Source organism: Leptothrix cholodnii SP-6 (assembly GCF_000019785.1).
Classification (GTDB): domain Bacteria; phylum Pseudomonadota; class Gammaproteobacteria; order Burkholderiales; family Burkholderiaceae_C; genus Sphaerotilus; species Sphaerotilus cholodnii.
In genome coordinates this window covers 4,118,335-4,143,982 of sequence record NC_010524.1, presented here as the reverse complement: position 1 = coordinate 4,143,982, position 25,648 = coordinate 4,118,335, and the positions used below count along the sequence as shown (strand labels likewise).

Annotated in this window: 22 protein-coding genes; 6 read left to right on the top strand and 16 right to left on the bottom strand. The window is 69.4% G+C overall.

Annotated elements, in window-relative coordinates; translation table 11 throughout:
* Positions 1-52 precede the first annotated feature (52 nt).
* Genes LCHO_RS18435 through LCHO_RS18425 form a run of 3 tightly spaced genes read left to right on the top strand, consistent with a single transcriptional unit; the run spans position 53 to position 6,608 of the window.
* Positions 53-958 carry a substrate-binding periplasmic protein gene (locus LCHO_RS18435; protein ID WP_012348705.1) on the top strand — a complete coding sequence of 302 codons (906 nt, stop codon included), beginning with the start codon at positions 53-55 and terminating at the stop codon, positions 956-958.
* Positions 955-4,020 carry a hybrid sensor histidine kinase/response regulator gene (locus LCHO_RS18430; RefSeq protein ID WP_012348704.1) on the top strand — a complete coding sequence of 1,022 codons (3,066 nt, stop codon included), beginning with the start codon at positions 955-957 and terminating at the stop codon, positions 4,018-4,020. The genes LCHO_RS18435 and LCHO_RS18430 overlap by 4 nt, the downstream gene beginning before the upstream one ends.
* Positions 4,017-6,608 carry a two-component system response regulator gene (locus LCHO_RS18425; RefSeq protein WP_012348703.1) on the top strand — a complete coding sequence of 864 codons (2,592 nt, stop codon included), beginning with the start codon at positions 4,017-4,019 and terminating at the stop codon, positions 6,606-6,608. Before LCHO_RS18430 ends, LCHO_RS18425 begins: the two co-directional genes overlap by 4 nt.
* A 36-nt stretch (positions 6,609-6,644) precedes the next feature.
* On the opposite strand, the gene LCHO_RS18420 is transcribed toward LCHO_RS18425, so the two are convergent.
* The 4 genes from LCHO_RS18420 to LCHO_RS18405 form a co-directional block, all read right to left on the bottom strand.
* The gene (locus tag LCHO_RS18420; RefSeq protein ID WP_012348702.1) at positions 6,645-8,132 is read right to left on the bottom strand and encodes an AMP nucleosidase; all 1,488 of its coding nucleotides are present in this window, start codon (positions 8,130-8,132) and stop codon (positions 6,645-6,647) included.
* A 46-nt stretch (positions 8,133-8,178) separates the two neighbouring features.
* Positions 8,179-9,255, bottom strand: a complete 1,077-nt coding sequence (locus LCHO_RS18415) for an endonuclease/exonuclease/phosphatase family protein (RefSeq protein ID WP_012348701.1) — start codon at positions 9,253-9,255, stop codon at positions 8,179-8,181.
* Between the two features lie 135 nt (positions 9,256-9,390).
* Positions 9,391-10,305: a class III extradiol dioxygenase family protein gene (locus tag LCHO_RS18410; protein ID WP_012348700.1), complete on the bottom strand. Its 915-nt coding sequence runs from the start codon at positions 10,303-10,305 to the stop codon at positions 9,391-9,393.
* A gap of 4 nt (positions 10,306-10,309) precedes the next feature.
* Complete coding sequence (locus LCHO_RS18405) at positions 10,310-10,672, bottom strand: protocatechuate 4,5-dioxygenase subunit alpha (protein WP_012348699.1); 363 nt, start codon at positions 10,670-10,672, stop codon at positions 10,310-10,312.
* Positions 10,673-10,791: 119 nt separating this feature from the next.
* Here LCHO_RS18405 and LCHO_RS18400 point away from each other — a divergent pair, with 119 nt between their 5' ends.
* Positions 10,792-11,715: a LysR family transcriptional regulator gene (locus tag LCHO_RS18400; protein WP_012348698.1), complete on the top strand. Its 924-nt coding sequence runs from the start codon at positions 10,792-10,794 to the stop codon at positions 11,713-11,715.
* On the opposite strand, the gene LCHO_RS18395 is transcribed toward LCHO_RS18400, so the two are convergent.
* From LCHO_RS18395 to LCHO_RS18340, 12 genes are all read right to left on the bottom strand, one after another.
* Positions 11,707-12,318, bottom strand: coding sequence for a hypothetical protein (locus LCHO_RS18395; protein WP_150105517.1), 612 nt, complete (start codon positions 12,316-12,318; stop codon positions 11,707-11,709). The two genes, LCHO_RS18400 and LCHO_RS18395, sit on opposite strands and share 9 nt — an antisense overlap.
* Positions 12,319-12,425: 107 nt before the next feature.
* Positions 12,426-13,424, bottom strand: coding sequence for an aldo/keto reductase (locus LCHO_RS18390; protein WP_012348696.1), 999 nt, complete (start codon positions 13,422-13,424; stop codon positions 12,426-12,428).
* 63 nt (positions 13,425-13,487) lie between these two features.
* Positions 13,488-14,735, bottom strand: a complete 1,248-nt coding sequence (locus LCHO_RS18385) for a nucleoside recognition domain-containing protein (RefSeq protein ID WP_043705831.1) — start codon at positions 14,733-14,735, stop codon at positions 13,488-13,490.
* A gap of 79 nt (positions 14,736-14,814) precedes the next feature.
* The gene (locus LCHO_RS24335) at positions 14,815-15,126 is read right to left on the bottom strand and encodes a hypothetical protein (RefSeq protein ID WP_012348694.1); all 312 of its coding nucleotides are present in this window, start codon (positions 15,124-15,126) and stop codon (positions 14,815-14,817) included.
* Positions 15,127-15,203: 77 nt separating this feature from the next.
* Positions 15,204-16,121, bottom strand: coding sequence for a sugar phosphate isomerase/epimerase family protein (locus LCHO_RS18375; protein WP_012348693.1), 918 nt, complete (start codon positions 16,119-16,121; stop codon positions 15,204-15,206).
* Positions 16,122-16,134: 13 nt separating this feature from the next.
* Positions 16,135-17,022 (bottom strand): VOC family protein, encoded by an 888-nt coding sequence (locus LCHO_RS18370; protein ID WP_012348692.1) that lies wholly within the window; start codon positions 17,020-17,022, stop codon positions 16,135-16,137.
* A 152-nt stretch (positions 17,023-17,174) separates the two neighbouring features.
* The gene (locus LCHO_RS18365) at positions 17,175-17,924 is read right to left on the bottom strand and encodes an ABC transporter ATP-binding protein (protein ID WP_012348691.1); all 750 of its coding nucleotides are present in this window, start codon (positions 17,922-17,924) and stop codon (positions 17,175-17,177) included.
* Position 17,925: 1 nt separating this feature from the next.
* The gene (locus tag LCHO_RS18360; RefSeq protein ID WP_012348690.1) at positions 17,926-18,684 is read right to left on the bottom strand and encodes an ABC transporter ATP-binding protein; all 759 of its coding nucleotides are present in this window, start codon (positions 18,682-18,684) and stop codon (positions 17,926-17,928) included.
* Complete coding sequence (locus LCHO_RS18355; protein WP_012348689.1) at positions 18,681-19,673, bottom strand: branched-chain amino acid ABC transporter permease; 993 nt, start codon at positions 19,671-19,673, stop codon at positions 18,681-18,683. Before LCHO_RS18355 ends, LCHO_RS18360 begins: the two co-directional genes overlap by 4 nt.
* Before the next feature lie 21 nt (positions 19,674-19,694).
* Positions 19,695-20,570, bottom strand: coding sequence for a branched-chain amino acid ABC transporter permease (locus LCHO_RS18350; RefSeq protein WP_012348688.1), 876 nt, complete (start codon positions 20,568-20,570; stop codon positions 19,695-19,697).
* Between the two features lie 97 nt (positions 20,571-20,667).
* Positions 20,668-21,819, bottom strand: a complete 1,152-nt coding sequence (locus LCHO_RS18345; protein ID WP_012348687.1) for an ABC transporter substrate-binding protein — start codon at positions 21,817-21,819, stop codon at positions 20,668-20,670.
* A gap of 66 nt (positions 21,820-21,885) precedes the next feature.
* Positions 21,886-22,779 carry a shikimate dehydrogenase family protein gene (locus LCHO_RS18340; RefSeq protein ID WP_012348686.1) on the bottom strand — a complete coding sequence of 298 codons (894 nt, stop codon included), beginning with the start codon at positions 22,777-22,779 and terminating at the stop codon, positions 21,886-21,888.
* Positions 22,780-22,940: 161 nt separating this feature from the next.
* Between LCHO_RS18340 and LCHO_RS18335 the strand changes: the two genes are divergently transcribed.
* Both LCHO_RS18335 and LCHO_RS18330 read left to right on the top strand, forming a co-directional pair.
* Entirely contained in the window at positions 22,941-23,705 is a 765-nt protein-coding gene (locus LCHO_RS18335) for an IclR family transcriptional regulator domain-containing protein (RefSeq protein WP_012348685.1), read from the top strand.
* A 177-nt stretch (positions 23,706-23,882) separates the two neighbouring features.
* On the top strand, positions 23,883-25,634 hold the full coding sequence (locus LCHO_RS18330; protein WP_012348684.1) for an FAD-dependent oxidoreductase: 1,752 nt from the start codon (positions 23,883-23,885) through the stop codon (positions 25,632-25,634).
* Positions 25,635-25,648 lie beyond the last annotated feature (14 nt).

The following is a 25,648-nucleotide window of genomic DNA, read 5'->3' as shown; positions in this document are numbered from 1 at the left end:
ATGGCGAACCCCCCTTGGTGCACCCACCGCCCAGACCGATGAAAGGCACGCGATGACGTTGACGAGAGAGTCGTGGCGTTGCCGGCGGTTTCTCGCGGCGGTTGCGCTCCTGTTTCTGCTCCTGTTCGGCAGCGACCCGCTCGCCGCGGCGCCACCCGAGCTGCGCACCTTTCCGGCCGGCCCGATCTACGACTACCGCTGGAAGCTGCTGGAGCTTGCGCTGGCGCAGACCGCGGCGGGCCAGGTGCCGCCACGATTGCAGCCGTATGCGGACGAGATCACTCAGAACCGCGCCGTCACGCTGCTGCAGGCCGGCGCGATCGACGTGATCGCGCTGGGCACCAACCCGGAGCGCGAGGCCCGGCTGCTGCCGATCCGGATCGACATCCTGCGCGGCATCGTCGGCTTCCGCCTGCTGGTGATCCGCTCGGCCGATCAGCCGCGCATCGCCGCGATGGATGCGCAGGCCTTGCGCAGCCAGCTCGAGTTCGGCCTCAACAGCCAGTGGGCCGACCTGCCGATCATGCGGGCCAACGGCTATTCGGTGACCACGTCGTCGAGTTACGAGAACCTGTTCGTGATGCTCTCGGCCGGTCGTTTCGACGCCTTTCCGCGGGGCCTGAACGAAGCCCGCCGCGAACTGGCCGAACGCCACGCGCAGTTCCCGGATCTGGTGATCGAGTCGAGCAAGGCGCTGTTCTTTGCGTTCCCGATCTATTTCTGGGTCAACCCGACGCAGCCCGAACTGGCCCGGCGCATCGAGCGCGGCTTGCGCCTGGCGCTGGCCGACGGCTCGTTCCGCAAGCTGTTCGAGGCCCATCACGCCGCCGACATCGCCGCGCTGCAGAAGGAAAAGCGCCAGGTCATCACGCTCGACAACCCCAACCTGCCCGCCGGATCACCGGCCCCGGACACCTCGTGGTGGTGGCCTGCGGCGGCGCGCACCCACCGCCCATGACCGGCCGGCAGACCCTGGCGCGCCGGCTGCTCTATTCGATGCTGCCGTGGTACCTGCTGCTGTCGCTGACGGTCACCGGGGTGCAGATGGCGATCCAGACCGTCACGGTGCGCGCGGCCATCGTCGACGATCTGGCCTCGCTGGGCCGCACGGTCGAGCCGGGCATCACCGACGCGGTCTGGGAGCTCGACATACCGCGGCTGGCGGCGCTGTCGCGCGGCGTGCGGCAGAACGCCATCGTCACCGCCGTGCAGGTGCGCAGTGACAACGGCGCGCTGCTGGTCAGCGACGGCGAACTGCCCGACGCCGCGGCCTTGCCTGCCGGTCCGGGCGGCGTGTCGGCCGCCCACGCCTGGCAGACGGTGCCGCTGGCGCGTGCCGTGTCGACGCGCCCGGCGCGGCTGATCGGCCACCTGCACCTGTATTCGGGCCCGCAGGTGCTGTGGGACCGCACCAAGTACGGCCTGCTGGTGGTGCTGCTGAACTCGATCGTCGTCACCACCGGGCTGTGGCTGATGTTCTCGTGGACCGTGCGTCACCGCCTGTCCAAGGAGGTCACGCGCATGGCCCGGACGGTGGCGGGCTGGCGCTACCGCAAGGACGAGACGACGCCGGTCGAGGCGATCGCCTATCCGTATCCGGACGAGCTCGGCGCGCTGGTCGATGCGCTCAACGACAGCCAGGCGCGGCTGCACGACTCGATGCGCCGGCTCGATGCGCTCAACCAGAACCTCGAGCACAGCGTGGCCGAGCGCACCGTCGAGCTGCAGCGCGCCACCGACGTGGCCGAGGCGGCGAGCCGGGCCAAGGGCGAGTTCCTGGCCAACATGAGCCACGAGATCCGCACCCCGATCAACGCGATCCTGGGCATGCTGTACCTGGCGCTCAAGAGCGATCTGGCGCCGTCGGTGCGCAACTACCTCGGCAAGGCGCAGAACGCGGCGCATGCGCTGCTGGGCGTCATCAACGACATCCTCGACCTGTCGAAGATCGAGGCCGGCAAGCTCGACATCGAACGCGTCGAGTTCAGGCTCGACGGCGTGCTGGAAATGCTCACCGACGCGGTCGGCCACCAGGCGGCGCACAAGGGCATCGAGTTCCTGATCCGCTACGACCCGGCGATCCCGCCGGCCCTGATCGGCGACCCGCTGCGGCTGGGCCAGGTGCTGCTCAACCTGTGCGGCAACGCCGTCAAGTTCACCGAACACGGCGAGGTCGAGCTGGCGTTCCGGGCCCTGCCCAGCCGCCCCGGCGAGATCACCGTGCAGGTCAACGTGCGCGACACCGGCATCGGCATCGCCCCCGAGGTGCAGCACCGGCTGTTCGAGAAGTTCAGCCAGGCCGACCAGAGCACCACCCGCCGCTTCGGCGGCACCGGCCTGGGCCTGGCGATCAGCAAGCAGCTGGTCGAGCTGATGGGCGGGCGGATCTGGATCGAGGACACCCTGCCCGGCCGCGGCACGACGATGTGCTTCACCCTGCCGCTGCGCATCGCCGCCGAGAGCCGCGCACACCGGCTCGACCGGGTCGAGCAGGTCGGGCCGCTGCTCAAGGGCGTGCGGGTGCTGGTGGTCGACGACAACGACGTCTCGCGCGAGATCATGGCCGAGATGCTGCGCTACTTCCAGCTCGACGTCGGCGTCGCCGCGGGCGGCGAGGCGGCGCTGGCGGCACTGCGGGCCGCGACCGAGCATCCCTACGACCTGGTGCTGATGGACTGGCGCATGCCCGGCATGAACGGCGACGAGGTCACGCAGCGCCTGCACGTCGACCCGCAGATCCGCTCGCAGCCCAAGGTCGTCATGGTGACGGTGCACGGCCGCGAGCAGGTGGTGCGGCTGGCCGAGCAGGCGGGCGTGGACGGGTTCCTGATCAAGCCGGTTTCGCCGTCGACCCTGCTCGACACCCTGCTGTCGGTGCTGGGTCGCGGCCGCCTGTTCGGCTCGACCGACGCGGCGGGGCCGGCGGTGCCGTCGGCCGGCGCGGGGCAGCTGGCCGGCGCGCAGCTGCTGCTGGTCGAGGACAACGACATCAACCGCGAATTCGCCAGCGAGTTCCTGCGCAGCGAAGGCATCGAGGTCGACGAGGCGGTCGACGGCGCGCAGGCGCTCGAGCGCGTGCAGCAGCAGGCCTACGACGCCGTGCTGATGGACATCCAGATGCCGGTGATGGACGGACTCGAGGCCGCGCGAGCCATCCGCGCGCTCGGCGCCCAGCCCGGCCACGAGCGGCTGGCCACCCTGCCGATCATCGCGATGACGGCGCTTGCCATGGCGCAGGACGCCCAGCGCAGCCGGGCGGCGGGCATGAACGACCATGTCACCAAGCCGATCGCGCCCGATCGCCTGCTGAGCGTGCTGACGCGCTGGGTGCAGCTGCCGGCCGGGCGGCGCGGCCGCATGCCGCTGCCCGCCGCTGCATCCGCGCCGGCCTTGCCGGCCGATCTGGCCGCCCTGGCGAGCCTGGACGCGCACGAGGGCGTGCGCCGCATCGGCGGCAAGGTCGAGGCCTATCGCCGCCAGCTGCGCCGCTTCCGCGAAAACCACGCGGATGCGGTCGTCGAACTGCGCCGGCTGCTCGAACGCGACGACGAGGTGGCCGCCGAGACCGCCTGCCATGCGCTCACCGGCGTGGCCGGCAACATCGGCGCGGTGGCGTTGCACCAGCTGCTGGTGGAGGTCGATGCGCAGCTCAAGCGCCGGATCCGGCCCGACGCGCCGATGCTCGACCGGCTCGAGGCCGCGCTGCGGCAGGTTCACGCCGACATCGACGCGCTGGCGCAACCCGGCGCGGGCGTGCCGGTGGCGCCGCACCAGGCCTTGAGCCGGGCTGCGATCGTCGAGCGGCTCGATCGCCTGGCGCAGGCCCTGTCGCATGACCTGGGCGATGCCGACGAGCCGCTGTCCGAATTGCGCGCCGCACTGACCGGCGACGAGAACGAGGCCGCCATCCGCGAGATCGCCGCCAAGGCCGATGTCTTCGAGATCGACGAGGCGCTGGCCCTGGTCAATGCCTTGCGCGAGCGCCTGTCCACTCCCTCCTTGACCCAGCCCGAGCCATGACCGACACCGCCGCGCCACGTGCCCGCATCCTGATCGTCGACGACGTGCCGGAGAACCTGCACGCGCTGATGAACATCCTGCGCAGCGATCACGCCATCGTGGCCGCCACCAGCGGCGAAAAGGCCCTCGCGCTGGCGCGCGCCCAGCCGCAGCCCGACATGATCCTGCTCGACATCAAGATGCCGGGCATGGACGGCTATTCGGTGCTGTCGCACCTCAAGGCCGACCCGGCCACGGCGGCGATTCCCGTGATCTTCGTCACCGCGCTGACCGAGGCGGCCGACGAGGCGCGCGGCCTCAAGCTCGGCGTGGCCGACTACATCACCAAGCCGGTCAATCCCGACCTGCTGCGCCTGCGCATCGCCACCCAGCTCGAGCTGCGGCGCCACCGCCGCCATCCGCTGCAGGCCGAGATCGCCTGCGCCCGCGCCGGTACGCGGCGGCCGACGCTGCTGGTGGTCGACGACGTGCCCGACAACATCCACGAACTGATCGAGGCGCTGCGCGACGAATACCGCATCACGGTGGCCAGCTCCGGGCCGAAGGCGCTGCAGATCGTGCAGGGCGACGACCCGCCCGACCTGGTGCTGCTCGACATCGTGATGCCCGACATGGACGGCTACGAGGTCTGCCGGCGCATCAAGGCGCTGCCGCTGGGGCCGCGCCTGCCGGTGATCTTCGTCACCGTCGTGGACGCCAGCGAGAAGAAGGTGCAGGGCTTCGGCCTGGGCGCGGCCGACTACATCACCAAGCCCTTCGACATCGACGAGGTGCGCGCCCGCGTGCGCACCCACATCGAGCTCAGCCGGCTGCAGCGCTGCCTCGAGGAACTGGTGGCGCAGCGCACCGCGCTGCTCGAGAAGAGCGAAGAGAAATACCGCATCCTGGCCGAGTACTCGCCCAACTGGGAATACTGGGTCGCCCCCGACGGCAGCCACCTGTATGTCTCGCCGGCCTGCGGCGACGTGTCCGGCTACAGCCCGGCCGACTTCTTCGCCGATCCGGCGCTGATGGCGTCGATCATCCATCCCGACGACCGCACGCAGTGGGCGGCGCAGCAGGCGCGCGCCGTGCCGGGCGAAGCCTCGGCCACGGTGCTGCGCATCCGCACCCGCGACGGCGGCGAGCGCTGGCTCGAACACGTGGTCAAGCCGGTGTTCAGCCCGGCCGGCCAGCTGCTCGGGCTGCGCGGCTCGTATGGCGACATCACGCAGCGCCGCCAGGCCGAGCAGCAGCTCGACTACGTCACCCACCGCGATGCGCTCACGGGCCTGCCCAACCGGGCGCTGTTCACCGAGTTCCTCGATCAGGCGGTGCAGAAGGCGGCGCACAGCCGCGGCGAGTTCTCGCTGCTGTTCATCAACCTCGACGGCTTCAAGACCATCAACGAAAGCCTCGGCCGCAGCGCCGGCGACCAGCTGCTGATCGAGGTGGCGCGGCGCCTGCGCGAGCTGCTGCCCGGCGTCGACGCGGTGGCGCGGGTGGGCGGCGACGAGTTCAACGTCATCGTCGAGCACGATGTGGCCGGCCTGGGCATCGACCTGGTGGCGCAGCGCATCATCAATGCGCTGTCGCACTCGTATCAGCTGGGCGCGCAGTCGGCCTACATCGGCGCGTGCATCGGCATCGCGCAATACCCGGCCGACGGCCCGGCGGCCGAATCGCTGCTCAACAGCGCCGACGCCGCCCTGCACCGCGCCAAGGCGCAGGGCCGCAACGTGCTGCGCTTCTTCTCGCCCGAACTGACCATCCGCGCCCGCGAGCGGCTGTCGCTCGAAGCCGACCTGCGCCGCGCCTTGCAGCAGGGCGAACTGGCCTTGCACTACCAGCCGCAGGTCGACCTGCGCAGCGGTCGCATCGTCGGTGTCGAGGCGCTGCTGCGCTGGCGGCACCCGCAGCGCGGCTGGATCGCGCCCGGCGCCTTCATCCCGCTGGCCGAGGAATGCGGCCTGATCATCGAGCTGGGCGACTGGGTGCTGCGCGCCGCCTGCGAGCAGATCCGGCACTGGTCGGACGCCGGCGTCGCGCCGCGGCAGACCGCCGTCAACATCTCGGCGGTGCAGATCAGCAGCGGGGGCCTGCTCGACACGGTGCGCCGCACCCTGGCGGCCACCGGCATCGCGCCCGACCGGCTCGAGCTCGAGATCACCGAAAGCTTCGTGATGTTCGAGCGCGAACGTTCGTTCAAGCTGCTGGCCGATCTGCGGGCGCTGGGGGTGCAGCTGTCGATCGACGATTTCGGCACCGGCTACTCGTCGCTGGCCTACCTGCAGCAGCTCGAGGTGCACAAGCTCAAGATCGACATCTCGTTCGTGCGCAACATGACGCGCAACCGCGGCAATGCCTCGATCGTCAAGGCGGTGATCGCGATGGGTCACAGCCTCGGCCTGGAGGTGATCGCCGAGGGCGTCGAGGAGATCGAGCAGGCCGCGCACCTGCTCGCGCTGCAATGCGACGTGATGCAGGGTTACCTGGTCAGCAAGCCGCTGCCGGTCGACGACATCACGCGCCTGCTCGAGTCGTTCGAGCCGATCGTGATCCCGGTCGACGAGACCCTGGCGATCGGCGGCCTGAAGCCACAGGCCTGACCGGGTGGCTGCCGGCTGGCGGCCACCGGCCCGGTGCTACTGGAACGCCACCTCCGCAAAGCTTCTCAGCTTGCGGCTGTGCAGGTGGTCGAGCCCCTGGTGGCGCAGGATCTCGATCGCCCGGATGCCGATGCGCAGGTGCTGGTCGACCCGCTCGCGGTAGAACTGGTTGGCCATGCCGGGCAGCTTGATCTCGCCGTGCAGCGGCTTGTCGCTGACACACAGCAAGGTGCCGTAGGGGACGCGGAAACGGAAGCCGTTGGCGGCGATGGTGGCGCTTTCCATGTCCAGTGCCACCGCGCGGCTCTGGCTGAAGCGGCGCTCCGGACCCGGGTGCGGCAGCAGCTCCCAGTTGCGGTTGTCGGTGCTCGCCACCGTGCCGGTGCGCATGATCTTCTTGAGCTCGTAGCCCGACAGCTGGGTGACGTCGGCCACCGCCTGCTCCAGCGCCACCTGCACCTCGGCCAGCGGCGGGATCGGCACCCACAGCGGCAGCTCCTCGTCGAGCACGTGGTCCTCGCGCACATAGCCGTGCGCCAGCACGTAGTCGCCGAGCTGCTGGGTGTTGCGCAGGCCGGCGCAGTGGCCGAGCATCAGCCAGGCGTGCGGGCGCAGCACGGCGATGTGGTCGGTGATGTTCTTGGCGTTGGCCGGGCCGACGCCGATGTTGACCATCGTGATGCCGCTGTGGCCGTGGCGCTTGAGGTGATAGGCCGGCATCTGCGGCAGCCGCGGCGGCGGTGCGCCGAGCTGGTCGCCGGGTTCGGGTGCCAGGCCGGCGCGGCGCGTCAGCACGTTGCCGGGCTCGACGAAGGCAACGTATTCGCTCGCCTCGTCGGCCATCAGCTCATGGCCCAGCCGCACGAACTCGTCGATGTAGAACTGGTAGTTCGTGAACAGCACGTAGTTCTGGAAGTGCTCGGGCGCGGTGCCGGTGTAGTGGCGCAGGCGGTGCAGCGAGTAGTCCACGCGCGGCGCGGTGAACAGCGACAGCGGATGGCGCACGACGCCGTCGTGGCCGGGTTTCGGGTCGTCGCTGCCGTTGGCGATGCCGTCGTCCATCGCCGCCAGGTCGGGCAGGTCGAACAGGTCGCGCATCAGCTGGCGACGCTCGGGCGGCATCGCGCCTTCGATGTGGTCGTGTTCGGCAAAGCTGAAATGCACCGGGATCGGCTGGCTCGACAGGCCCACCTCGAGGCAGACGCCGTGGTTCTTGAGCAGCAGCTCGAACTGCTCGCGGTAGTAGTGGCGGAACAGGTCCGGCCGCGTCAGCGTGGTCTCGTAGACCCCCGGCCCGGCCACGAAACCGTAGGCCAGGCGCGAGTCGGCGCGTGCGACGGTGTCGATCTTGACCCGCACGAAGGGGTAGCAGGCGCGCACCCGCTCGCTGAAGTCGTTGCCGCCGACGAACTCTTTCAGAGCCCGGCGCAAGTGGGCGATGCCGCTGTCGTAGATCGCCTTGGCGTGCGCCAGCGCGGCGCTCGCGTCGGTGTAGGACTGGGTGGTGATGAGGGTGCGCGTCATGCGTTCATTGTCACCGCAGCGTTTCGGTTTGGGCGTCGCCGCGCGCCTAGATTCTCGACAGCCAGAGGTCGGTGATCACCGGCCGGTGTTCCGAGCCCTCGGTGCCGCCGACGAAGGTGCGCTCCACGCCCACCTGCGGGCTCACGAGGATGTGATCGATGCGCAGCAGGTCGATGTTGGGCCGCAGCGAATGGCCGTGGGTGTAGCCGTAGCCGATGGCCGCGCTCGACCAGGCATCGCGCAGGCCCAGCGCCAGCAGGCTCTGCACCACCGGCGACGATTCGGGCGCGTTGAGATCGCCGGCCACGATCAGCGGCTGGGCCATGCCGCGGCTGTCGAGCAGCGGCGTTTCGGTGAGGTCGCGCACGAGCTGGCGGGCCTGCTTCAGGCGCACCGCGAAGTTCTGCTTCCACTCGTCGACGCCGTCCAGGCGCTCGTGGCGGGCGGCATTCAGCCCGTCGCGCGGCGAGATGAAATGCACCGTCACCAGGTCGACCGCCTGCGTGCCCACGCGCACCGTGCAGCGCACGTAGCGGGCGTTGTGCTCGGCCTCCGGCAAGGGATTGACGCGGCAGCCGCGCAGCGGGTGGCGGCTGGCGACGACGTACTGGCCGCGCATGTAGACCTGATGCGGCGCGAACACGCGCTTCATCGCCTCGGGCATCGGCGCATGGCCGTCGGTCAGGCGGTTGGCGTCCTGCATCACGATCACGTCGGGGTTGTGGCGCAGCACCTCCTCGGCGATCAGCGCATAACCCCCGGGCTTCTCGTCGGCCCGATAGGACTTGATGTTGTAGGTCATCACCCGCAGGTGGCCGCTGCCGGTCTGGGGCGTGCCGTGGGCCAGGCCCATCACCGGGATGGCGATCAGCGCCACGCCGGCCAGCGCCATGATCCGCCAGAACCAGCCCAGCGTCAGCGACAGCAGCAGCCCGAGCAGCGTCGGCACCAGGTAGATCGGATAGGGCGCGTAGCGCAGCAGCTCGATCCACCAGGCGTCGCCGGTGCCGGGCCGCACGGTCAGCGCCAGCCCCAGCGCGCAGAGCAGGAAAACGGTGATGAGAAACCGCCCGAGCGATTGCAGGACGGTGGATGGACGGGCAGCGATGCGAACCTCCGACAAGACGGCACCGGGCCGGAAGTGCCCGGTGCGACATATTGCCGTGCAGCCTACACGAAGGCCCCAAGCCCCTGCCGTTCAGCTGCCCCGCACGGCGGGGCGCGGTCAACTACTGCACGCCCCGGCCGCAGCCCGGGCTCAGCCCTGCGTCTCCAGCACCATCAGCCCGGCGGCGGTGTTCGAGATCGGGATGTGATAGTTGCGCGTCACTTCCTTCACCTGCTCGCCGAGCGCGCCGCGCGCGGCCAGCCACATCACCAGCTCGACGCCCTGGGTGCCGGTCTTCTCGACCAGCTGCGGGATCGAATACTGCGTCGCCCACTTCGGGTCGTCGATCATGCTCTGCATGAACTGCTGGTCGAACTCGCGGTTGATGAAGCCGGCGCGTTCGCCGTCGAGCTGGTGCGACAGGCCGCCGGTGCCCATCACCATCACGCGCTCGTCGCTGTTCCAGCTGCGGATGGCGCGGCCGATCGCCTCGCCCAGCTTGTAGCAGCGCGCCGCCGACGGCATCGGGAACTGCGCCGTGTTGATGCACACCGGCACCACCTTCACCGGCCAGCGATCGGCGCCCCCAGGCCGCTGTTCGCGACCGCCCCCCGAGGGGAGCAGGCCACCTTGAGGCGGCTCGGCGGTGGCCTGATCCGGCCAGCACAGCGCCATCGGCAGCGTGAAGGCATGGTCGACCAGCATCTCCTGGCAGGTCGTCAGGTCGAACTCTTCATCGATCAGCGCGTTGATGATGTGCCACGACAGCGCCTGCTGGCCGGTGAACGCCGGCACCGCCGGGATGCCCCAGCCTTCGTCGGAGTTGGTGTACGAGGGCGCGGCGCCGACCGCGAAGGTGGGCATCTTGTCGAGGAAGAAGTTCAGGCCGTGGTCGTTGTAGATCACCACCACGACGTCGGGCTTGGACTTCTCGATCCAGCGGTGCAGCGGCGCGTAGCCCTCGAAGAACGGCGCCCAGTACGGATCGGCCTGGAGATTCTTGGCGATGGCGCGGCCGATCGCGGGAACGTGGGAGGTGACGACGCCACCGATGATGTCGGCCATGGTCTCAGCCCCTTGCGGCCAGCAACCTGGCCTTGAATTCGTCTTTGGTCATGCCCGTCTGCTGGGCGCCGATGTCCTGCATGTCGAGGCCGAAGATGCCCGCGAACTTGGCCAGGTAGTAGGCGTTGCCGCCGGCGGCCAGCAGCTGCAGCACGTTGCGGTTGCGGATCGCCTCGCGCTGCTGTCCGTTGAGGCCGTAGCGGGCGCAGTAGCCGTCTTCGTCGGCCAGGAAGGCGGTGCGGTTGGCGGCGTCGTTGAACGAGAAGCACATCTTGTTGAGTGCATAGCCTTTCATGGCCTGTGCGCCGTCGAAGATGATCGTGCCGGGTATGTCGATGTGGCCGCTTTCGCGCAGTGGGGTGCTCATGGCTTGTCTCCAGATGCCGGGGGTTCGGGGTTGCGGGAAGTCGCGTGCAGCTGCGTAGGATGAAGGCGAGTATTCCGGCAGGCCTGATCTGGATCAACGCACCGATACTCATGCCAACCATGAGTGAAGTCGATCATTTGGACCTCGACGGCCGGCTGCTGAACCTGCTGCTGGCGGTCTACGAAGAAGGCTCGGTGACGGCCGCCGCGCAGCGCCTGGGCGTGACGCAATCGGCCGTCAGCCACGGCCTGGAGCGGCTGCGCGGCATCGTCGGCGACGCCCTGTTCGTCAAGGCCGGGCGCGGCATCCGGCCCACCGAGCGGGCCCGCGCGCTGGCCGCGCAGGCGCGTGAGCTGCTCGACGGCCTGCAGCGGTTCGTGGCGCCGGATCACTTCGACCCGGCGCAGCTGCACGGCACCGTCACCCTCGCCGCCAACGACCTGCAGTGCCACCTGCTGCTGCCCGCGCTGCTGCGCCGCCTGCGTGCGCAGGCACCCGGCCTCACGCTGCGGGTGATCCCGTCACGCGTGCCGAGCCTGGAGCTGCTGCGTGACGAACAGTGCCAGCTCGTCATCTCGCCGCGCCCGCCCGACAGCACCGACGTGCTGCAGAAACGCCTGTTCGCCGATCGCTACCAGGTCTTCTACGACGCCGACCAGCGCACGGCGCCGGCCGATCTGGCCGCCTACCAGGCCGCCGAACACGTCAGCGTGCTCTACGAGGACCGCCGCACGCTCGACATCGACCAGTGGCTCGCCGCCCAGGGCGTGGCGCGGCGCATCGTCGTCACCGTGCCGGGCTTCTCGGGCATCGCGCCGTTCGTGCGTGGCAGCGCGCTGCTGGCTACGCTGCCGAGCCTGCTGGGCATCGAACTTCTGCGCGGCCTGGCCACGTGCGCCCTGCCGCTCGACGCCCCCGAGATGCCGATGTACATGCTCTGGCACCGCCGTCACCAGGACGACCCGGTGCAGCGCTGGCTGCGCGGCGAACTGGAGGCGGTGGCGGCGCAGGTGCTGGCCGGCGTGCCGGCGCTGTCAGGGTGATTTCGGGCCGCGCACGTCGGCGAGCAGCGCCTTGACCATTTCCCGCGCGTAGTGGTTCGACGCACCCTGGGTGGACATCGACAGGTCGGATGTCATTGCCGATTCGGTCAACTCCACCGCCCAGCGTCTGCTCATCGAATACGGGGCGCGGATTTCCAGCATCACGTTGGTCTTCAGGTTGCAGATGCCGCCCGAGCAATTGACGTGGGCACCGCTGGGGACGACGGTCAGCAGGTGCCAGTTGGTCTTTTGTTCGGTCTTGAGCCAGGTGTTCAAAGTCGTCGGAGGGCGACCGTCCTCATCCAGGGCAAATGAACGCGCACGGGTTTCGATTCCCGCCGGTGCCATGCCCGCGGGCACGTGCTCGAGCACGGCTTGTCGCAGTTCGTCCAATTGCTCATCAACCCGTGCATTGCTGAAACGGGGATCGGTGGTGTCGAACCGGAAGGTCGGCTGAAGGAATGCGACGTGCAAGCCCTCGATCTTCAATGGCTCCTGGGGTTTTTCGATGTGTCGCACGGAAGCGGTCGTGCTGCAAGCGCCCAGCAGGACGGCGATTGCCGAGACAGCAAGGCGGCGGGTGAATGCGTGCGACATCGACATGCTCTGACCCCGTGGCGTGATGTGGTTGACCCGATTCTGGGCCCGCCTTGCGCGCCGACGCATCCCTCCGAAGGTGGATGCCTGCGTTGCCAGACCGGTTCGGCGTCTCAGAACTCCTCGGTATCGATCTCGGTCTGCGTGGCCGCGTTGTAGCGCGCGCCGGCCACGTTGCCGCGATGGATCAGCGTGTCCAGGCGCGCCATCTGCGCCGCGTTCAGCCGCACGTCGACGGCACCGAGGTCTTCTTCGAGGTGGGCGATGTGGGTCGTGCCGGGGATCGGCACGATGTGCTCGTCGCGCGCCAGCAGCCAGGCGAGCGAGAGCTGGGCGAGCGTGCAGCCGACCTCGCGCGCCACCTCGCCCAGGCCGTCGAGCAGACGCAGGTTGGCGGCGTAGTTGACCGGCGCAAAACGCGGCATGGCGCGTCGGATGTCCTTCGCGTCGAGGCCGCTCACGTCACGCAACGTGCCGGGCAGGAAGCCGCGCCCGACCGGGCTGAAGGCGACGAAGGTGGTGCCCAGCTCGCGGCAGGCCTCGAGCACGGCAATCTCGGGGTTGCGGGTCCACAGCGAGTACTCGGTCTGCAGCGCGGCGATCGGGTGCACCGCGTGCGCCCGCCGCAGCGTGGCGGCCGAGACTTCGCTCAGGCCGATCGCGCGGATCTTGCCCTCGCGCACCAAGTCCGCGAGTGCGCCCACCGAGTCCTCGATCGGCACCTGGCGGTCCCAGCGGTGCAGGTAGTAGAGGTCGATCACGTCGGTGCGCAGGCGCTTCAGGCTGGCCTCGCAGGTGGCCTTGAGCGTGGCCGGGCGGCCGTCGATCACGCGGGTGCCGTCGACGCCCTGCATGCCGCACTTGCTCGCCAGCGTGAAGCGATGGCGGTGCGGCGCGAGCACCTCGCCGACCAGCTCTTCATTGCTGCCGAAGCCGTAGAGCGCGGCGGTGTCGAACAGCGTCACGCCGAGGTCGAGCGCGCGCAGCAGCAGCGCCTGCGCGGCGTCACGCGCGGGCGGCTGGCCGTAGGCGTGGCTGAGGTTCATGCAGCCCAGGCCGATGGCCGAGACGTCGAAGGCGCCGATGCGGCGCTGGGGCAGGGCAGGAGTCATGGTGTTCAGGATGGCGGGAGGTCGGTGAAGCGATGCGCGCGGCGCAGCGACAACGGCAGAAGATCAACGGTAGAAAAGATAGCCGACCCAGATCGCGCCGACCACGCCGACCGCATCGGCGATCAGCCCGCAGGTCAGCGCGTAGCGGGTGCGGCGGATGTTGACGCTGCCGAAGTAGACCGCCAGCACGTAGAAGGTGGTCTCGGTCGAGCCCTGGATGATGGCGGCGAGCTTGCCCTCAAAGGAGTCGACGCCGTAGGTCTTCATCACGTCGATCATCAGCCCGCGCGCGCCGCTGCCCGACAGCGTCTTCATCAGGCCGACCGGCAGCGCGGGCACGAAGTCGGTGTCCAGCCCCACGGCGCCGACCGCCGCGCCGATCGCGCCCACGACGTAGTCCATGCAGCCGGTGCTGCGGAACACCGAGATCGCCACCAGGATCGCGATCAGGTACGGCACGATCTGGATCGCCACGCCGAAGCCGTCCTTCGCGCCCTCGACGAAGGCCTCGTAGACGTTGATGCGCCGCAGCGCGCCCACCGCCACGAACAGCACGATGACCGAGAAGATCACGCCGCTGCCGAGCAGGCCGGTGATCTGCGCCATCTGATCGGGCGGGTAGCTGTGCAGCGCGCCGTAGAGCCCGGCCATCGCGGCGATGAAGCCGCCGAAGAACAGCAGCACCGGCGCGCTCAGCAGGTTGATGCGCTGATACGCCGCCACCGCCAGCAGCCCGGCAGCAAACGAGATGAAGGTGCCGATCAGCGTGGGCAAGAAGATGTCGGCCGCATTGAAGCCGACCAGCCCCTGCTCGACCGCGATGCTCTGCCGGATCGCGATCACCGAGCTCGGGATCAGCGTGATGCCGGCGGTGTTGAGCACCAGGAACATGATCATCGGATTGCTCGCGGTGGTCTTGTCCGGGTTGATCTCCTGCAGCTCGCGCATGGCTTTGAGGCCCAGCGGCGTGGCGGCGTTGTCCAGCCCCAGCATGTTGGCGCTGAAGTTCATCACGATGCTGCCGCCGGCCGGGTGGCCGGCGGGGATGTCGGGGAACAGCCGCCGGAAGAACGGCGCCACCGCGCGCGCGAACAGCCCGATCACGCCGGCCTGCTCGCCGATCTTCATGATGCCCAGCCACAGGCTCATCACGCCGACCAGGCCCAGCGAGATGTCGAAACCGGTGCGGGCGGTGTCGAAGATGCCGGTCATGACCCGCGCGAACACCGTGAGATCGCCCAGTGCCAGCTTGGCCAGGGCGACGGCGAAGCCGACGAGGATGAAACCGATCCAGACGACGTTGAGAATCATGGCCGCGAGCATATCGGCCCGCGGGCCGGACCTGCGGCGGGGCGGCGCGCGGCCGCCCGGCGGGTCTCAGCTCAGGCGATCAATCCCGGCCGTGGCCGCGTCCACGACCGCGGCCACGGCCGCGGTCATCCCAGCCGTGGCGCGGGTGATGCCAGCCCCAGCCGATGCGCGGCTGGAAGATCCAGACCCAGCCGATGCCCGGGCTAGGATAGGCCGGCTCGACGTAGACCGGCTGCGGCTCGCGGTCGTAGTAGGGCGACGGCGCGATCACGCAGCCCGAGGTGGCGGTCAGCACGACCCCGCCGACCAGTGCCAGCACGGCCTTTTTCCAGCCGGCGTGCGGGGCCGGCTCGGGAGTGGCAACAGGGGCTTGAACGGGATGGGTTTTCATGGGGTCAGACGGCTCGACCGTTGGTTTCAGACTTCCATTCAACGGCCGGTGCGTCCGGGCGTTGACCGGCGACTGCGTCAGCCCTGCTGGCGCAGCCGCATCCGCCCCGGCAACGGCACCGAGCGGCGCAGCACGCCCTCGGCCAGCCACAGCGCCGAATCGCGTGCGCGCTGGGCCACGTAGGGCAGCGGCAGCTGCTGGTAGTCGTCGTTGAAGACCTCGAAGCTGTAGTCGCCGCGGTAACCGAGCTGGTCGAGCTTGAGCACCAGCGCGGTCAGCGCCTGCGAATGCACGCCTTCACCCGGGAAGACGCGGAAGTGCCGCGCCGTGTCCATGCGCTCCTGCGGCGTGCGCAGCTCCTGCCACATGAAGTCAGCCAGCTGCACCAGGTAGATCTTGGCCGGGTCGACCCGCTCCAGCGCGTCGAGCGGCGTGCCGGTGGCGAAGACGTGGTACGAGTCGATCGCCAGCCCGAGGTTCGGGCAGTCGGCCCGCTCGACCACCTGCCAGGCGTGGGTGTATTCGTTGAGGTGGCGGCCCCACGACAGCGCCTCGAAGGCGATGCGGATGCCGTGCGGCAGCGCCAGCATCGCGAGCTTGCGCAGGTCGCGGGCGATGGTGTCGACCTCGCCGCTGGCGTGCTCCGAGGTCGACGAGCAGGCCAGCAGCACCTCGGCACCCAGCGCGCGCGCCATCAGGATCATCTGCTTGGCGATGTCGACCTTGTAGCCGTGCAGGTGGCCGCTCAAGCCCTCGAAATCGCGCAGCACCTGGAAGCCGGTGACGCGCAGGCCGCTGGCGCGCACCGCGGCCACCGCGGCGTCGATGCCCTGCGGGTGGCCGACGATGTCGCGCGCGGCCAGCATGATCTGGCTGAAGCCGGCGGCCTTGACCGCCGCCAGCCGGGCCTCCAGCGGGCCGGCCAGCGAGATGGTGTCCATGCCGAAATCGGCGATGTTCTGCCGCGCGGTGGCGGCCAGGAGGTCGCGTGTCATCGGGGCCTCCGGCTCAGCGCGGGTCATGCACGAGCTCGAACACCAGCGAGCCCATCTGCGGGCGCGTCAGGGCACCGCGTTCGGTGGTGCGCACGCCGTGGGTCGATTCGACGAACTCGACGCCACGCGCGCGCAGGCTGGCGACGCTGGCGGTGACGTCGTCGACACCGAAGCCGACCCGCTGCAGCAGCTCGTCGTGCTCGAAATCGGCCGCGTCGGGTTCGGGCTCGATCAGCTGCCAGTAGAAGGTGCCGCAGGGGCTGGCGAGGATGCTGCCGCTGGTCAGCACGCCGAAGCTCTGCTCGCGCGGCAGCTCGGCAAAACCGAGCAGCTCGCCGTAGAAGGCGGTCCAGTCGTCGGTGCGGTCCAGGCCGATGTACTGCACCACGCCGAACAGATGCAGGCCGCCCTCGGCCGGCGGCTGCGGGTTGACGCCGGGGATGGGGATGAAATCGACGTCGTAGATCGAGAACTCGCGCCATCGGTCGACGAAGTACAGCCGGCTCGAACCCGCGCCGTGGATCGCCGGAATGTTGAGCTCCATCACCTCGACCTGCGTCGGCACCGCCCAGGCGCCGAGTTCGAGCACGCGCCGGTAGGCCGCGGCGGCATCGCGCACGCGCAGCGCGACCGCCGCGATGGCGGGCGCCTCGGTCGGCGCGGCCTGGCCGGACAGGCCGCCCTGGTGCGCGTTGACGATGATGTTGACGTCGCCCTGGCGGTACAGCAGCACCTCGCGCGAGCGATGCCGCGCCACCGGCACGAAGCCCAGGCGTTCGAGCACCTGGCCCAGCGCCTGCGGCCGGCTGGTGCTGTATTCGATGAACTCGATGCCCTGCAGCCCCAGCGGGTTGGGCAGCTCGCCGATGGCTTCGCGGTCGAGGGTCGAGGTGTTGAGCATGGGGCCTCCGTTGATGGCAGATGGTGCGGCACCCGGCGGCGCGGGCCGGTCGGTGCGGTTCTCAGCCGCGATGATCGCCCAAGCCGGGCGGGGCGTTGCCGGCCCGCGCCACCGTCAGCCCCGGCGCATCAGGCCGGCCCCGGGCCCCGAGCTCAGGCCTTGGCCGCCGCCGGCGCGGCCGCGTGCGCGCCACCCAGGAACAGCCGCTCGATGTTCGGGTCGTTGAGCAGCTCGTCGGCCGACTTCTGCAGCACGCGCCGGCCCGACTCCAGCGCGATCGCCTCGTCGGAGATCTTCAGCGCGCTCTTGACGTTCTGCTCGACCATCAGCACGGTCGTGCCTTGATCGGCCAGCTGGCGCAGCAGCTTGAAGACGTCGGCCACCACCAGCGGCGACAGGCCGATCGACGGCTCATCGATCAGCAGCACCTTGGGCCGCAGCAGCAGCGCGCGGCCGACCTCGAGCTGCTTCTGCTCGCCGCCCGACAGCGCGGCGGCCTGGCTGTGCATGCGCTCCTTGACGCGCGGAAAACGCGCCAGCACTTCGGGGATGCGCTCGCGCGTGGTCTTCATGCCCAGCGTGATGCCGCCCAGCTCCAGGTTCTCGTAGACGCTCAGCTGGCCGAACAGGTTGCGGCCCTGCGGCACGAAGGCGATGCCGTGCTGCACCAGCAGATCCTTGGCGCTCGAGCCGGTGATGTCCTGGCCGTCGAGCCTGATGCGGCCCGCGCGCACCTTCAGCAGGCCGAACAGCGTCTTGAGCACCGTCGACTTGCCCGCGCCGTTGGGGCCGAGCAGCAGCGTGATCGCGCCGCGTTTGGCCTTGAACGAGAGGTTGTTGAGGATCATGAAATCGCCGTAGCCGGCGAGCACGTTCTCGAACTCGATCGCGTGATCACTCATCTCAATTCCCCAGGTAGGCGTCGAGCACCTGCTTGTTGGCGCGGATCTCGGCCGGCGTGCCGATCGCCATCACCTGGCCCTCGACCATCACCATGATGCGGTGGCACAGGTCCATCACGAAGTCCATGTTGTGCTCGATCACCACGAACGAGCCCTTCTGCTTCTGGTTGAGCTGCTTGAGCAGCGTGCTGATGCCGCCCACCAGGCTCGGGTTGACACCCGCACACGGCTCGTCGAGCAGCACCAGGTCGGGCTCGCTCATGAAGGCCATCGCGATGTCGACCAGCTTCTGCTGGCCGTAGCTCAGCTCGCCGGCCTTCTTGTGCGCGACGTGGCGGATGCGGAACAGGTCGATCAGCTCGTCGGCCTTGGCGCCCAGCCCCGAATCACCCGGCGCGAACATGCGGCTGAACATCGTGCCCTGGTGCTCCTGCGCGGCGACGATCAGGTTGTCGCGCACCGTCATCTTGCCGAATACCTGCAGGGTCTGGAAGGTGCGGCCGACGCCGCGGCGGTTGAGTTCGAGCGGGCTCAGATTCGTGATGTCGCGGCCGTTGAGCTCGATGCGGCCGGCGTCGGGCGTGATCTGGCCGAGCACGCTGTTGAACATCGTGGTCTTGCCCGAGCCGTTCGGGCCGATCACGCCGAAGATCTCGCCGGGACGCACGTCGAAGCTCACGCCGCCCACCGCGCGGATCGCGCCGTAGGACTTTTTCAGGTCGGTGACCTTGAGGAGGGCAGGTCCTTGGACGGGGCTCATGGCTGAGTTCCTTCGACCGCCGTGGCGGCGGCAGCGGCGCGTGCGGCCGAGGCCTCGCGCGAGAGTCGGCGGGCGCGGATGCGGTCGGGGATGGAGAGCAGCCCGTCGGGCAGCCACAGCATCAGCAGGATCACCACGCTGCCGAAGGCGAACAGGTACCAGTCCTTCAGGTCGCGCATCCATTCGGGCAGCAGCACGCCGACCGCCGCGCCCAGCACCGGGCCGAAGAAGTAGCCCAGGCCGCCCAGCACCACCATCAGGTACATCATGATCGAGGCGCCCACGGTGAACGGCGCCGGATCGATGAACTGCACCAGGCTGGCGAACAGCGCACCGGCCACACCGGCATAGACCGCACCGATCGCGAACGCCAGCAGGGTGTAGTTCTGCACGTTGATGCCCAGGCTCTCGGCGCGGATCGGGTTGTCGCGCAAGGCGGTGAAGGCCTTGCCCCACGGCGATCGCAGCAGGCCGAACAGCAGTGCGCCGAGGATGACGGCCACCGCCAGCACGAAGTAGTAGTACGCCAGGTTGCCGTCGAGGCTGATGCCGAACAGGCTCGGCCGCGCGATGTTGTTGATGCCGAAGGTGCCGCCGGTCAGCCACTCCTCGTTGCGCATCACCAGCCAGACGGCGGTGTTGAAGCCGAGCGTCGCGAACGCCAGGTAGATGGTCTGCACCCGCAGCGCCGGGAAGCCGACGATCAGGCCGATCACGAAGCAGCCGAGCATCGCCACCGGCAGGCCGATCCAGAAGCTGATGCCGGCCTGCATCAGGATCGCCACCGTGTAGGCGCCGATGCCGAAGAAGGCGGCGTGGCCGAGCGATTTCTGGCCGGCGTAGCCGATCGTCAGGTTCAGGCCCATGGTGGCGATGATGAACACCACCCAGTAGGTGAACAGGTAGACGCCGTAGCTCTTGAGCATCGGCGGCGCGCCCAGCAGCAGCGCGAGGATGGCCAGCAGGCCGATCTTGTGGAGTGTCTTCATGGGGGTTCTCCGGCTCGGGCCTCAGACTTTCCGCATCTCTTTGGTTCCCAGCAAACCTTGCGGCTTGAACAGGATCACGACCATGAACAGCACCAGCGCCACCGCGTCCTTGTAGGCCGGCGAGATGTAGGCTGCGGCCAGGTTCTCGGCCACGCCGACGATGACGCCACCCAGCAGCGCGCCGCGGCTGTTGTTGAAGCCGCCGATGATGGCGGCGAAGAAGGCCTTGTTGCCCAGGCCCTCGCCCATGTCGAACTTGGCCAGGTACGTCGGCGTGACCAGCAGCGCGGCCGCGCAGGCCAGCAGCGCGTTGATCGCGAAGGTGTAGAACACCATGCGCGGCACGTTGATGCCCAGCACCGTGGCGCTCTCGGTGTTCTGCGCCACGGCCTGCATCGCGCGGCCGGTGACGGTCTTGTTCAGGAAGGCCTGCGTGGCCAGCACCAGCAGCAGCGCGAAGGCCAGCGTGCCGACGTCGGCCAGCGTGATCGTGACGCCACCGATGTTGAACAGCTTGTCGGCGAACAGGCTCGGGAACGGGTGGGCCTCGGCGCTGTAGCCGGCGCGGATGCCGTTGCGCATCGCGATCGCCAGGCCGATGGTGGCCACCACGATCGGCATCAGGCCGAACTTGAGCAGCGGGTCGGCGATGCCGCGCTTGAAGGCCCAGCCGAGCACGAACACCGACACGAAGCAGGTCGCGGCAAAGGCGGCCAGCAGCGGCAGGCCCATCGCGGCGAAGCCCAGCATGATGAAGGCGGGCAGCATCACGAACTCGCCCTGGGCGAAGTTGATGGTGCCGCTGGCTTGCCACAGCAGAGTGAAGCCCAGTGCGGCCAGCGCGTAGATGCTGCCGGTGGCGACACCGGAGAACAGCAGCTGCAGGAAATCGGTCATCGGTGACCCCTCGGGTTGGATCGCCTCCCCCGGCTCGGGGGAGGAAAAACGCGCCGGATCAGCAGCGCGCGGTGCGCGGCTCGGCGCGTCTCGGGCCTTACTTGGCGCCCAGCGCCGGCAGCGTTTCCTTGACGACCTGCTTGCCGTCCTTGACCTCGACCAGGAAGCTCTCGCGGTCGAGGTCGCCGTTGTTGTCGACGCTCACGTCCATGATCACGCCCGGGTTCTTGGCCGCCGAGATCTTCAGGCCGTGCAGCGCGCTGGCCACCGCCTTGCGGTCGAGCTTGCCGGCCTTCTCGATCGCCGCCTTCATGATGTACACGCCGGTGTAGCCCTTGATGCCGTTGTGATCGGAGAAGTACTTGTAGTCCTGGTAGAACTTGGCCTTGAACTTGAGCATCAGCGGGTTCGGCGCGTCGATCGTCAGGCCGACGTGGGCGATGGCGCCGTTGGCGGCGTCACCGGCGAGCTCGATCACCTTCTGGCCGGTCAGCGTGGTCTCGCCGACAATCGGCTTGTTGTAGCCCTGCTTGCGCAGCTCGCGCAGCGCGCGCGCCGACTCTTCTTCATTGGTGTAGACGAACAGCGCGTCGGCGTTGGCCTGCTTGGCTTTCAGCACCGGGGCCGAGAAGTCGATCTGGCCGCTGTCGGTCGAGATGTCGGCCACCACCTTCACGCCTTGGGCCTCGAGGGCCTTGGTGATGGCGTCACGGCCGCCCTTGCCGAAGTCGTTGTTGACGAACAGCACCGCCACCGTCTTGGCCTTCAGGCCCTGGGCGATGTAGCGCGCCACCTTGGGCATCGCGGTGGTCTGCGTGAAGCTGGTGCGGAAGATGTACGGGTTGCCCTTCTGCGTGATCGCAGCGGCCTCGCCGCCGGTGAAGTTGGGCACCTCGGCGCGCTGGGTCTCGGCCATGCTGACCATGATCGAGCCCGAGAACACCGGACCGAACACCGCGAACGCGTCGTCGTCGATCGCCTTGGCGGCCAGGCCCTTGGCGACGCCGGGGTTGGACTGCGTGTCGCTGATGCCGTGCTCGATCTTCTTGCCCAGGATGCCACCGGCGGCGTTGATCTCCTTGATCGCCATGTCGACGCCGTTCTTGAAGTTGGTGCCCGCGCTGGCGCCTGCGCCCGACAGCTCGTAGAGGCCGGCGATCTTGATCGTGCTCTGCGCCTGCGCGAGGCCGCCGGTGGCGAGTGCGAGTGCGGCAACAGCCAGGCTGATGTGGCGACGTGGGAAGTTCATGCGGGTCTCCTTCTGTGTGAGAGGCGCGTCGCGCCGGCGGGTTGAAACGGGTGGGCTGCGAGCGGCTCAGGCCGCGTTCGCGAGGGGCGTCGGGGTGGCGATCTTTTCGTCGCCGTCGCTCATCAGGGCGCGCACCGGCGCGAGGTCGGCCTGCACCGTGCGCGCCAGTTCGTCGAGGCCGAAGAAGCGCAGGTACTCGGGCACCTGCTGGATCATCATTTCGTAGCCCGGGTGCGCGGTGATGCCGCGCGCCGCGCAGGCGCGCAGCAGCGGCGTGGGCTGGTTCTTCATCAGGATGTCGAGCACCGCGGCGTTGCCGTCGAGGCGCCGCACGTCGAAGGGCAGCGGGTCGCTGTCGTCGAGGCCCAGCGGCGTGGCGTTGATGACGATGTCGTGGCCGGCCGGGTCGGCGCTGTGCGGCGTGCTGATCGGCACGCCGCTGACGCTGCGCAGGCGCTCGGCGGCAGCGGTGCTGCGCGCCGGGTCGGTGTCGAAGATCGCCAGTTCGGCCAGCGCTCGCTGCACCAGCGCGGTGGCGATCGCCACGCCCGCACCGCCCGCGCCGACGATCAGCACCCGCGCGCCGCGGCAGGCGATGCCGAAATGGTCGAGCGACTTGGCGAAGCCGATGCCGTCGAACAGCGCGCCTTCGACGCTGCCGTCGGCATTGCGCCGCACCGCGTTGACCGCCTCGGCGGTGCTGCCGCTGAGGTCGCAATGGTCGAGCACGCCCGCGAGCGTGGTCTTGTGCGGGATCGTTACCCACAGGCCGTCGATGTTGCGGGCCTTGAAGCTGCTGCGCACGAAGGCGGCCACGTCGGCGCTGGCGACGTGCACCGGCACCAGCACCGCGTCGACGCCGTGCTGCGCGAACAGCGCGTTGAAGACCTCGGGCGCACGCACCTGGGCCACGGGGTCGCCGAGGATGAGGAAAACACGGGTGGTGCCGGAGATGTGCATGGCGTGGGCCGGGCTGCGATGGGCCGAACAATAGGCAGGCCGAGGGGCGCAAACAAGGTTGTCGACCCTTGTTTGCGCGATAGTCGCGCATGATGAGCGATGATCGCTCGCTTCGCGGGTTAGTCCCGAGCCACCCGCCCACCCTTCGCCCGAGGCCTTGCATGGACACGCCGATCGACCGCAAAGACATCATCGAAGGCCTCGGCAAGGGCCTGCGCGTGATCGAGTCCTTCGACGACGACCACCCGCGCCTGAGCCCGAGCGAGGCCGCCGAGCGGGCCGGCCTGACCCGCACCGCGGCGCGCCGCTACCTGCTGAGCCTGGTGCATTACGGCTATGCCGACAGCGACGGCAAGCATTTCTGGCTGCTGCCCAAGGTGCTGCGGCTGGGCCAGAGCTACCTCGGCGCCGCGCGCCTGCCACGGCTGGTGCAGCCTTTCATCCAGCGCCTGTCGCAGTCGTGCGGCGAGACCGTCAACTTCAGCGTGCTCGACGGCCACGAGATCGTCTACCTGGCGCGCAGCGTCAGCCCGCGGGTGATCTCGATCGGCTTCCACGCCGGGGCGCGGGTGCCGGCGCACGTGGTCACGCCGTCGACCGTGATCCTGGCCACCTACCCCGACGAGGCGCTCGACCGCTGGATCGCCGACCACCACTTTGCCGCCTTCGCGCCCAACACCGTGACCGACGCGGCGGTGTTTCGCGCCGACGTGATCGGCGCGCGCCGGCTCGGGTACTGGGTCACCGAGCAGCAGCTCGAGATCGGCCTGCGCGGCATGGCGCTGGCGGTGAAGGACCGCAAGGGCGTCTGCCGCGGCGCCATCGGCGCCACCATGCCGATGCAGAACCAGAGCCGCGAGGACACCATCGCCCGCCTGCTGCCCTTGTTGCAGGAGACCGCGCAGGCGCTGCGGCAGGTGATTTAGGCCCCCAAGGCCGCCGCGTTGCGGCGACCGCCCCCCCGAGGGGGAGCAAAAAACCTTGGGGCGGCCCGGCGGTTTTTTGAGCACTGCGCGTGACGGGCGCTTCGTTGCGGATTGGTCGGTGATCTCAAAAAGTGGAATTAAGTTCCAAAACTGACCGCAGTTCGATAAACTGCCCTCATGCACACCGACACGACCCCGTCTCCCGCCCGTTCGATCGTTGCCGATGCGGGCGCGACCCACGATCTGATCGTCATCGGCGCCGGGGGCGCGGGCATGGCGGCGGCGCTGTTCGGGGCGATCCGCGGGCTCAAGGTGCTGCTGCTCGAGCGCACCGAGTTCGTCGGCGGCACCACCGCGTTTTCGGCCGGCACGGTGTGGATCCCCAACACGCCGCACGCGGTCACGGTGGGCGCGCGCGACAGCGTGGCGCAGGCCGCCACCTACCTCGACCAGGTCGTGGGCGATCACGCCGACCGCCGTCTGCGCGAGGCCTTTCTGCGGCAGGGCCCGCAGGCGCTGGCGACGCTGGAGCGCGAGTCGCACGTCAAGCTGCGGCCCTACGCGCTGCACCCGGATTACGAGTCGGATCTCGACGGTGCCACGCTGCGTGGCCGGGCGATGGAGCCGTTGCCGTTCGACGGCCGCCAGCTCGGCGCGCACTTCGCGCTGCTGCGAGCGCCGATCCCCGAGTTCACCGTGCTCGGCGGCATGATGGTCGACCGCACCGACGTCAACCACCTGCTGGCGATGACGAAACGCTGGGCCTCGTTCAAGCACGCCGCCCGGCTGGTGCTGCGCCAGGCGCGCGACCGGCTCACGCACCCGCGTGGCACCCGGCTGGTGATGGGCAACGCGCTGTGCGCGCGGCTGCTGCAGTCGCTGGTCGAGCGCGGCGTCGAGATCCGCACCGAGGCGCAGGTCGAGCGCCTCGTCACCGAGGGCGGGCGTGTCACCGGCATCGTCCTGATGCACAAGGGGCAGCGCCAGGCCCTCCACGCGCGCGCCGGCGTGGTGCTGGCGTCGGGCGGCTTCAACCGCCACCCGCAACTGCGCGCGCAGCTGCTGCCCGCAGCCGCCAACTACACGCCCGGTGCGCCCGGCCACACTGGCGAGGCGATCACGCTGGCGCTGGGCGCGGGCGCGCAGATCGGCGACAGGAACCTGCAGAACGCCTTCTGGGCGCCGGTGTCGGTGCGCCGGCGGGCCGACGGCAGCACGGCGGTGTTTCCGCATTTCGTGCTCGACCGGGCCAAGCCCGGCACGGTGGTGGTCAATCAGGCGGGGCAGCGTTTCGTCAACGAATCGACCTCGTACCACCGCTTCGGCGCGGCGATGCTGGCCGAACACGCGCGCAGCGCCTGCATCCCGGCCTACCTGATCGCCGACGCGCGCGCGCTCAAGACCTACGGCCTGGGCATGGTGCGCCCCGGCGGCATGGGCCTGGCCGGCGCGTTGAAGGACGGCTACGTGGTCAGCGGCCAGACACTCGCCGAACTGGCCGGCCGGCTCGGCGTGCCGGCCGCCGCGCTGGCGCAGACCGTGGCGCGCTTCAACCAGCACGCCGCGCGTGGCGAGGATCCCGACTTCCAGCGCGGCCGCACCGCCTACCAGCGCAACATCGGCGACGCCGCGGCCGGCGGCATCAACCCGAACCTGGGCGCGCTGCAGCAGGCGCCGTATTACGCGGTCAAGCTCTACCCGGGCGACATCGGCGCCAGCGCCGGCCTCGTGACCGATGCGCAGGCCCGCGTGCTGGGCGCCAACCAGCAGCCGATCGACGGCCTCTATGCGGTCGGCAACGACATGAACTCGATCATGGGCGGCACCTACCCGGGCCCCGGCATCACGATCGGGCCGGCGCTGGTGTTCGCCCACATCGCCGCCGCCGACGCCGCCGGCCGGCTGGCCGGCGAGGCGCTGGCGGCCTGACGCCTCACGGCGGA

Coding starts and splice junctions, on each gene's coding strand:
- LCHO_RS18340 (WP_012348686.1), bottom strand. CDS start 22,779: ATGCACATCTCCGGCACCACCCGTGTTTTCCTCATCCTCGGCGACCCC.
- LCHO_RS18400 (WP_012348698.1), top strand. CDS start 10,792: ATGAGTGAAGTCGATCATTTGGACCTCGACGGCCGGCTGCTGAACCTG.
- LCHO_RS18350 (WP_012348688.1), bottom strand. CDS start 20,570: ATGACCGATTTCCTGCAGCTGCTGTTCTCCGGTGTCGCCACCGGCAGC.
- LCHO_RS18370 (WP_012348692.1), bottom strand. CDS start 17,022: ATGCTCAACACCTCGACCCTCGACCGCGAAGCCATCGGCGAGCTGCCC.
- LCHO_RS18360 (WP_012348690.1), bottom strand. CDS start 18,684: ATGAGCCCCGTCCAAGGACCTGCCCTCCTCAAGGTCACCGACCTGAAA.
- LCHO_RS18335 (WP_012348685.1), top strand. CDS start 22,941: ATGGACACGCCGATCGACCGCAAAGACATCATCGAAGGCCTCGGCAAG.
- LCHO_RS18355 (WP_012348689.1), bottom strand. CDS start 19,673: ATGAAGACACTCCACAAGATCGGCCTGCTGGCCATCCTCGCGCTGCTG.
- LCHO_RS18330 (WP_012348684.1), top strand. CDS start 23,883: ATGCACACCGACACGACCCCGTCTCCCGCCCGTTCGATCGTTGCCGAT.
- LCHO_RS24335 (WP_012348694.1), bottom strand. CDS start 15,126: ATGAAAACCCATCCCGTTCAAGCCCCTGTTGCCACTCCCGAGCCGGCC.
- LCHO_RS18365 (WP_012348691.1), bottom strand. CDS start 17,924: ATGAGTGATCACGCGATCGAGTTCGAGAACGTGCTCGCCGGCTACGGC.
- LCHO_RS18410 (WP_012348700.1), bottom strand. CDS start 10,305: ATGGCCGACATCATCGGTGGCGTCGTCACCTCCCACGTTCCCGCGATC.
- LCHO_RS18375 (WP_012348693.1), bottom strand. CDS start 16,121: ATGACACGCGACCTCCTGGCCGCCACCGCGCGGCAGAACATCGCCGAT.
- LCHO_RS18420 (WP_012348702.1), bottom strand. CDS start 8,132: ATGACGCGCACCCTCATCACCACCCAGTCCTACACCGACGCGAGCGCC.
- LCHO_RS18425 (WP_012348703.1), top strand. CDS start 4,017: ATGACCGACACCGCCGCGCCACGTGCCCGCATCCTGATCGTCGACGAC.
- LCHO_RS18390 (WP_012348696.1), bottom strand. CDS start 13,424: ATGACTCCTGCCCTGCCCCAGCGCCGCATCGGCGCCTTCGACGTCTCG.
- LCHO_RS18385 (WP_043705831.1), bottom strand. CDS start 14,735: ATGATTCTCAACGTCGTCTGGATCGGTTTCATCCTCGTCGGCTTCGCC.
- LCHO_RS18345 (WP_012348687.1), bottom strand. CDS start 21,819: ATGAACTTCCCACGTCGCCACATCAGCCTGGCTGTTGCCGCACTCGCA.
- LCHO_RS18405 (WP_012348699.1), bottom strand. CDS start 10,672: ATGAGCACCCCACTGCGCGAAAGCGGCCACATCGACATACCCGGCACG.
- LCHO_RS18395 (WP_150105517.1), bottom strand. CDS start 12,318: ATGTCGATGTCGCACGCATTCACCCGCCGCCTTGCTGTCTCGGCAATC.
- LCHO_RS18435 (WP_012348705.1), top strand. CDS start 53: ATGACGTTGACGAGAGAGTCGTGGCGTTGCCGGCGGTTTCTCGCGGCG.
- LCHO_RS18430 (WP_012348704.1), top strand. CDS start 955: ATGACCGGCCGGCAGACCCTGGCGCGCCGGCTGCTCTATTCGATGCTG.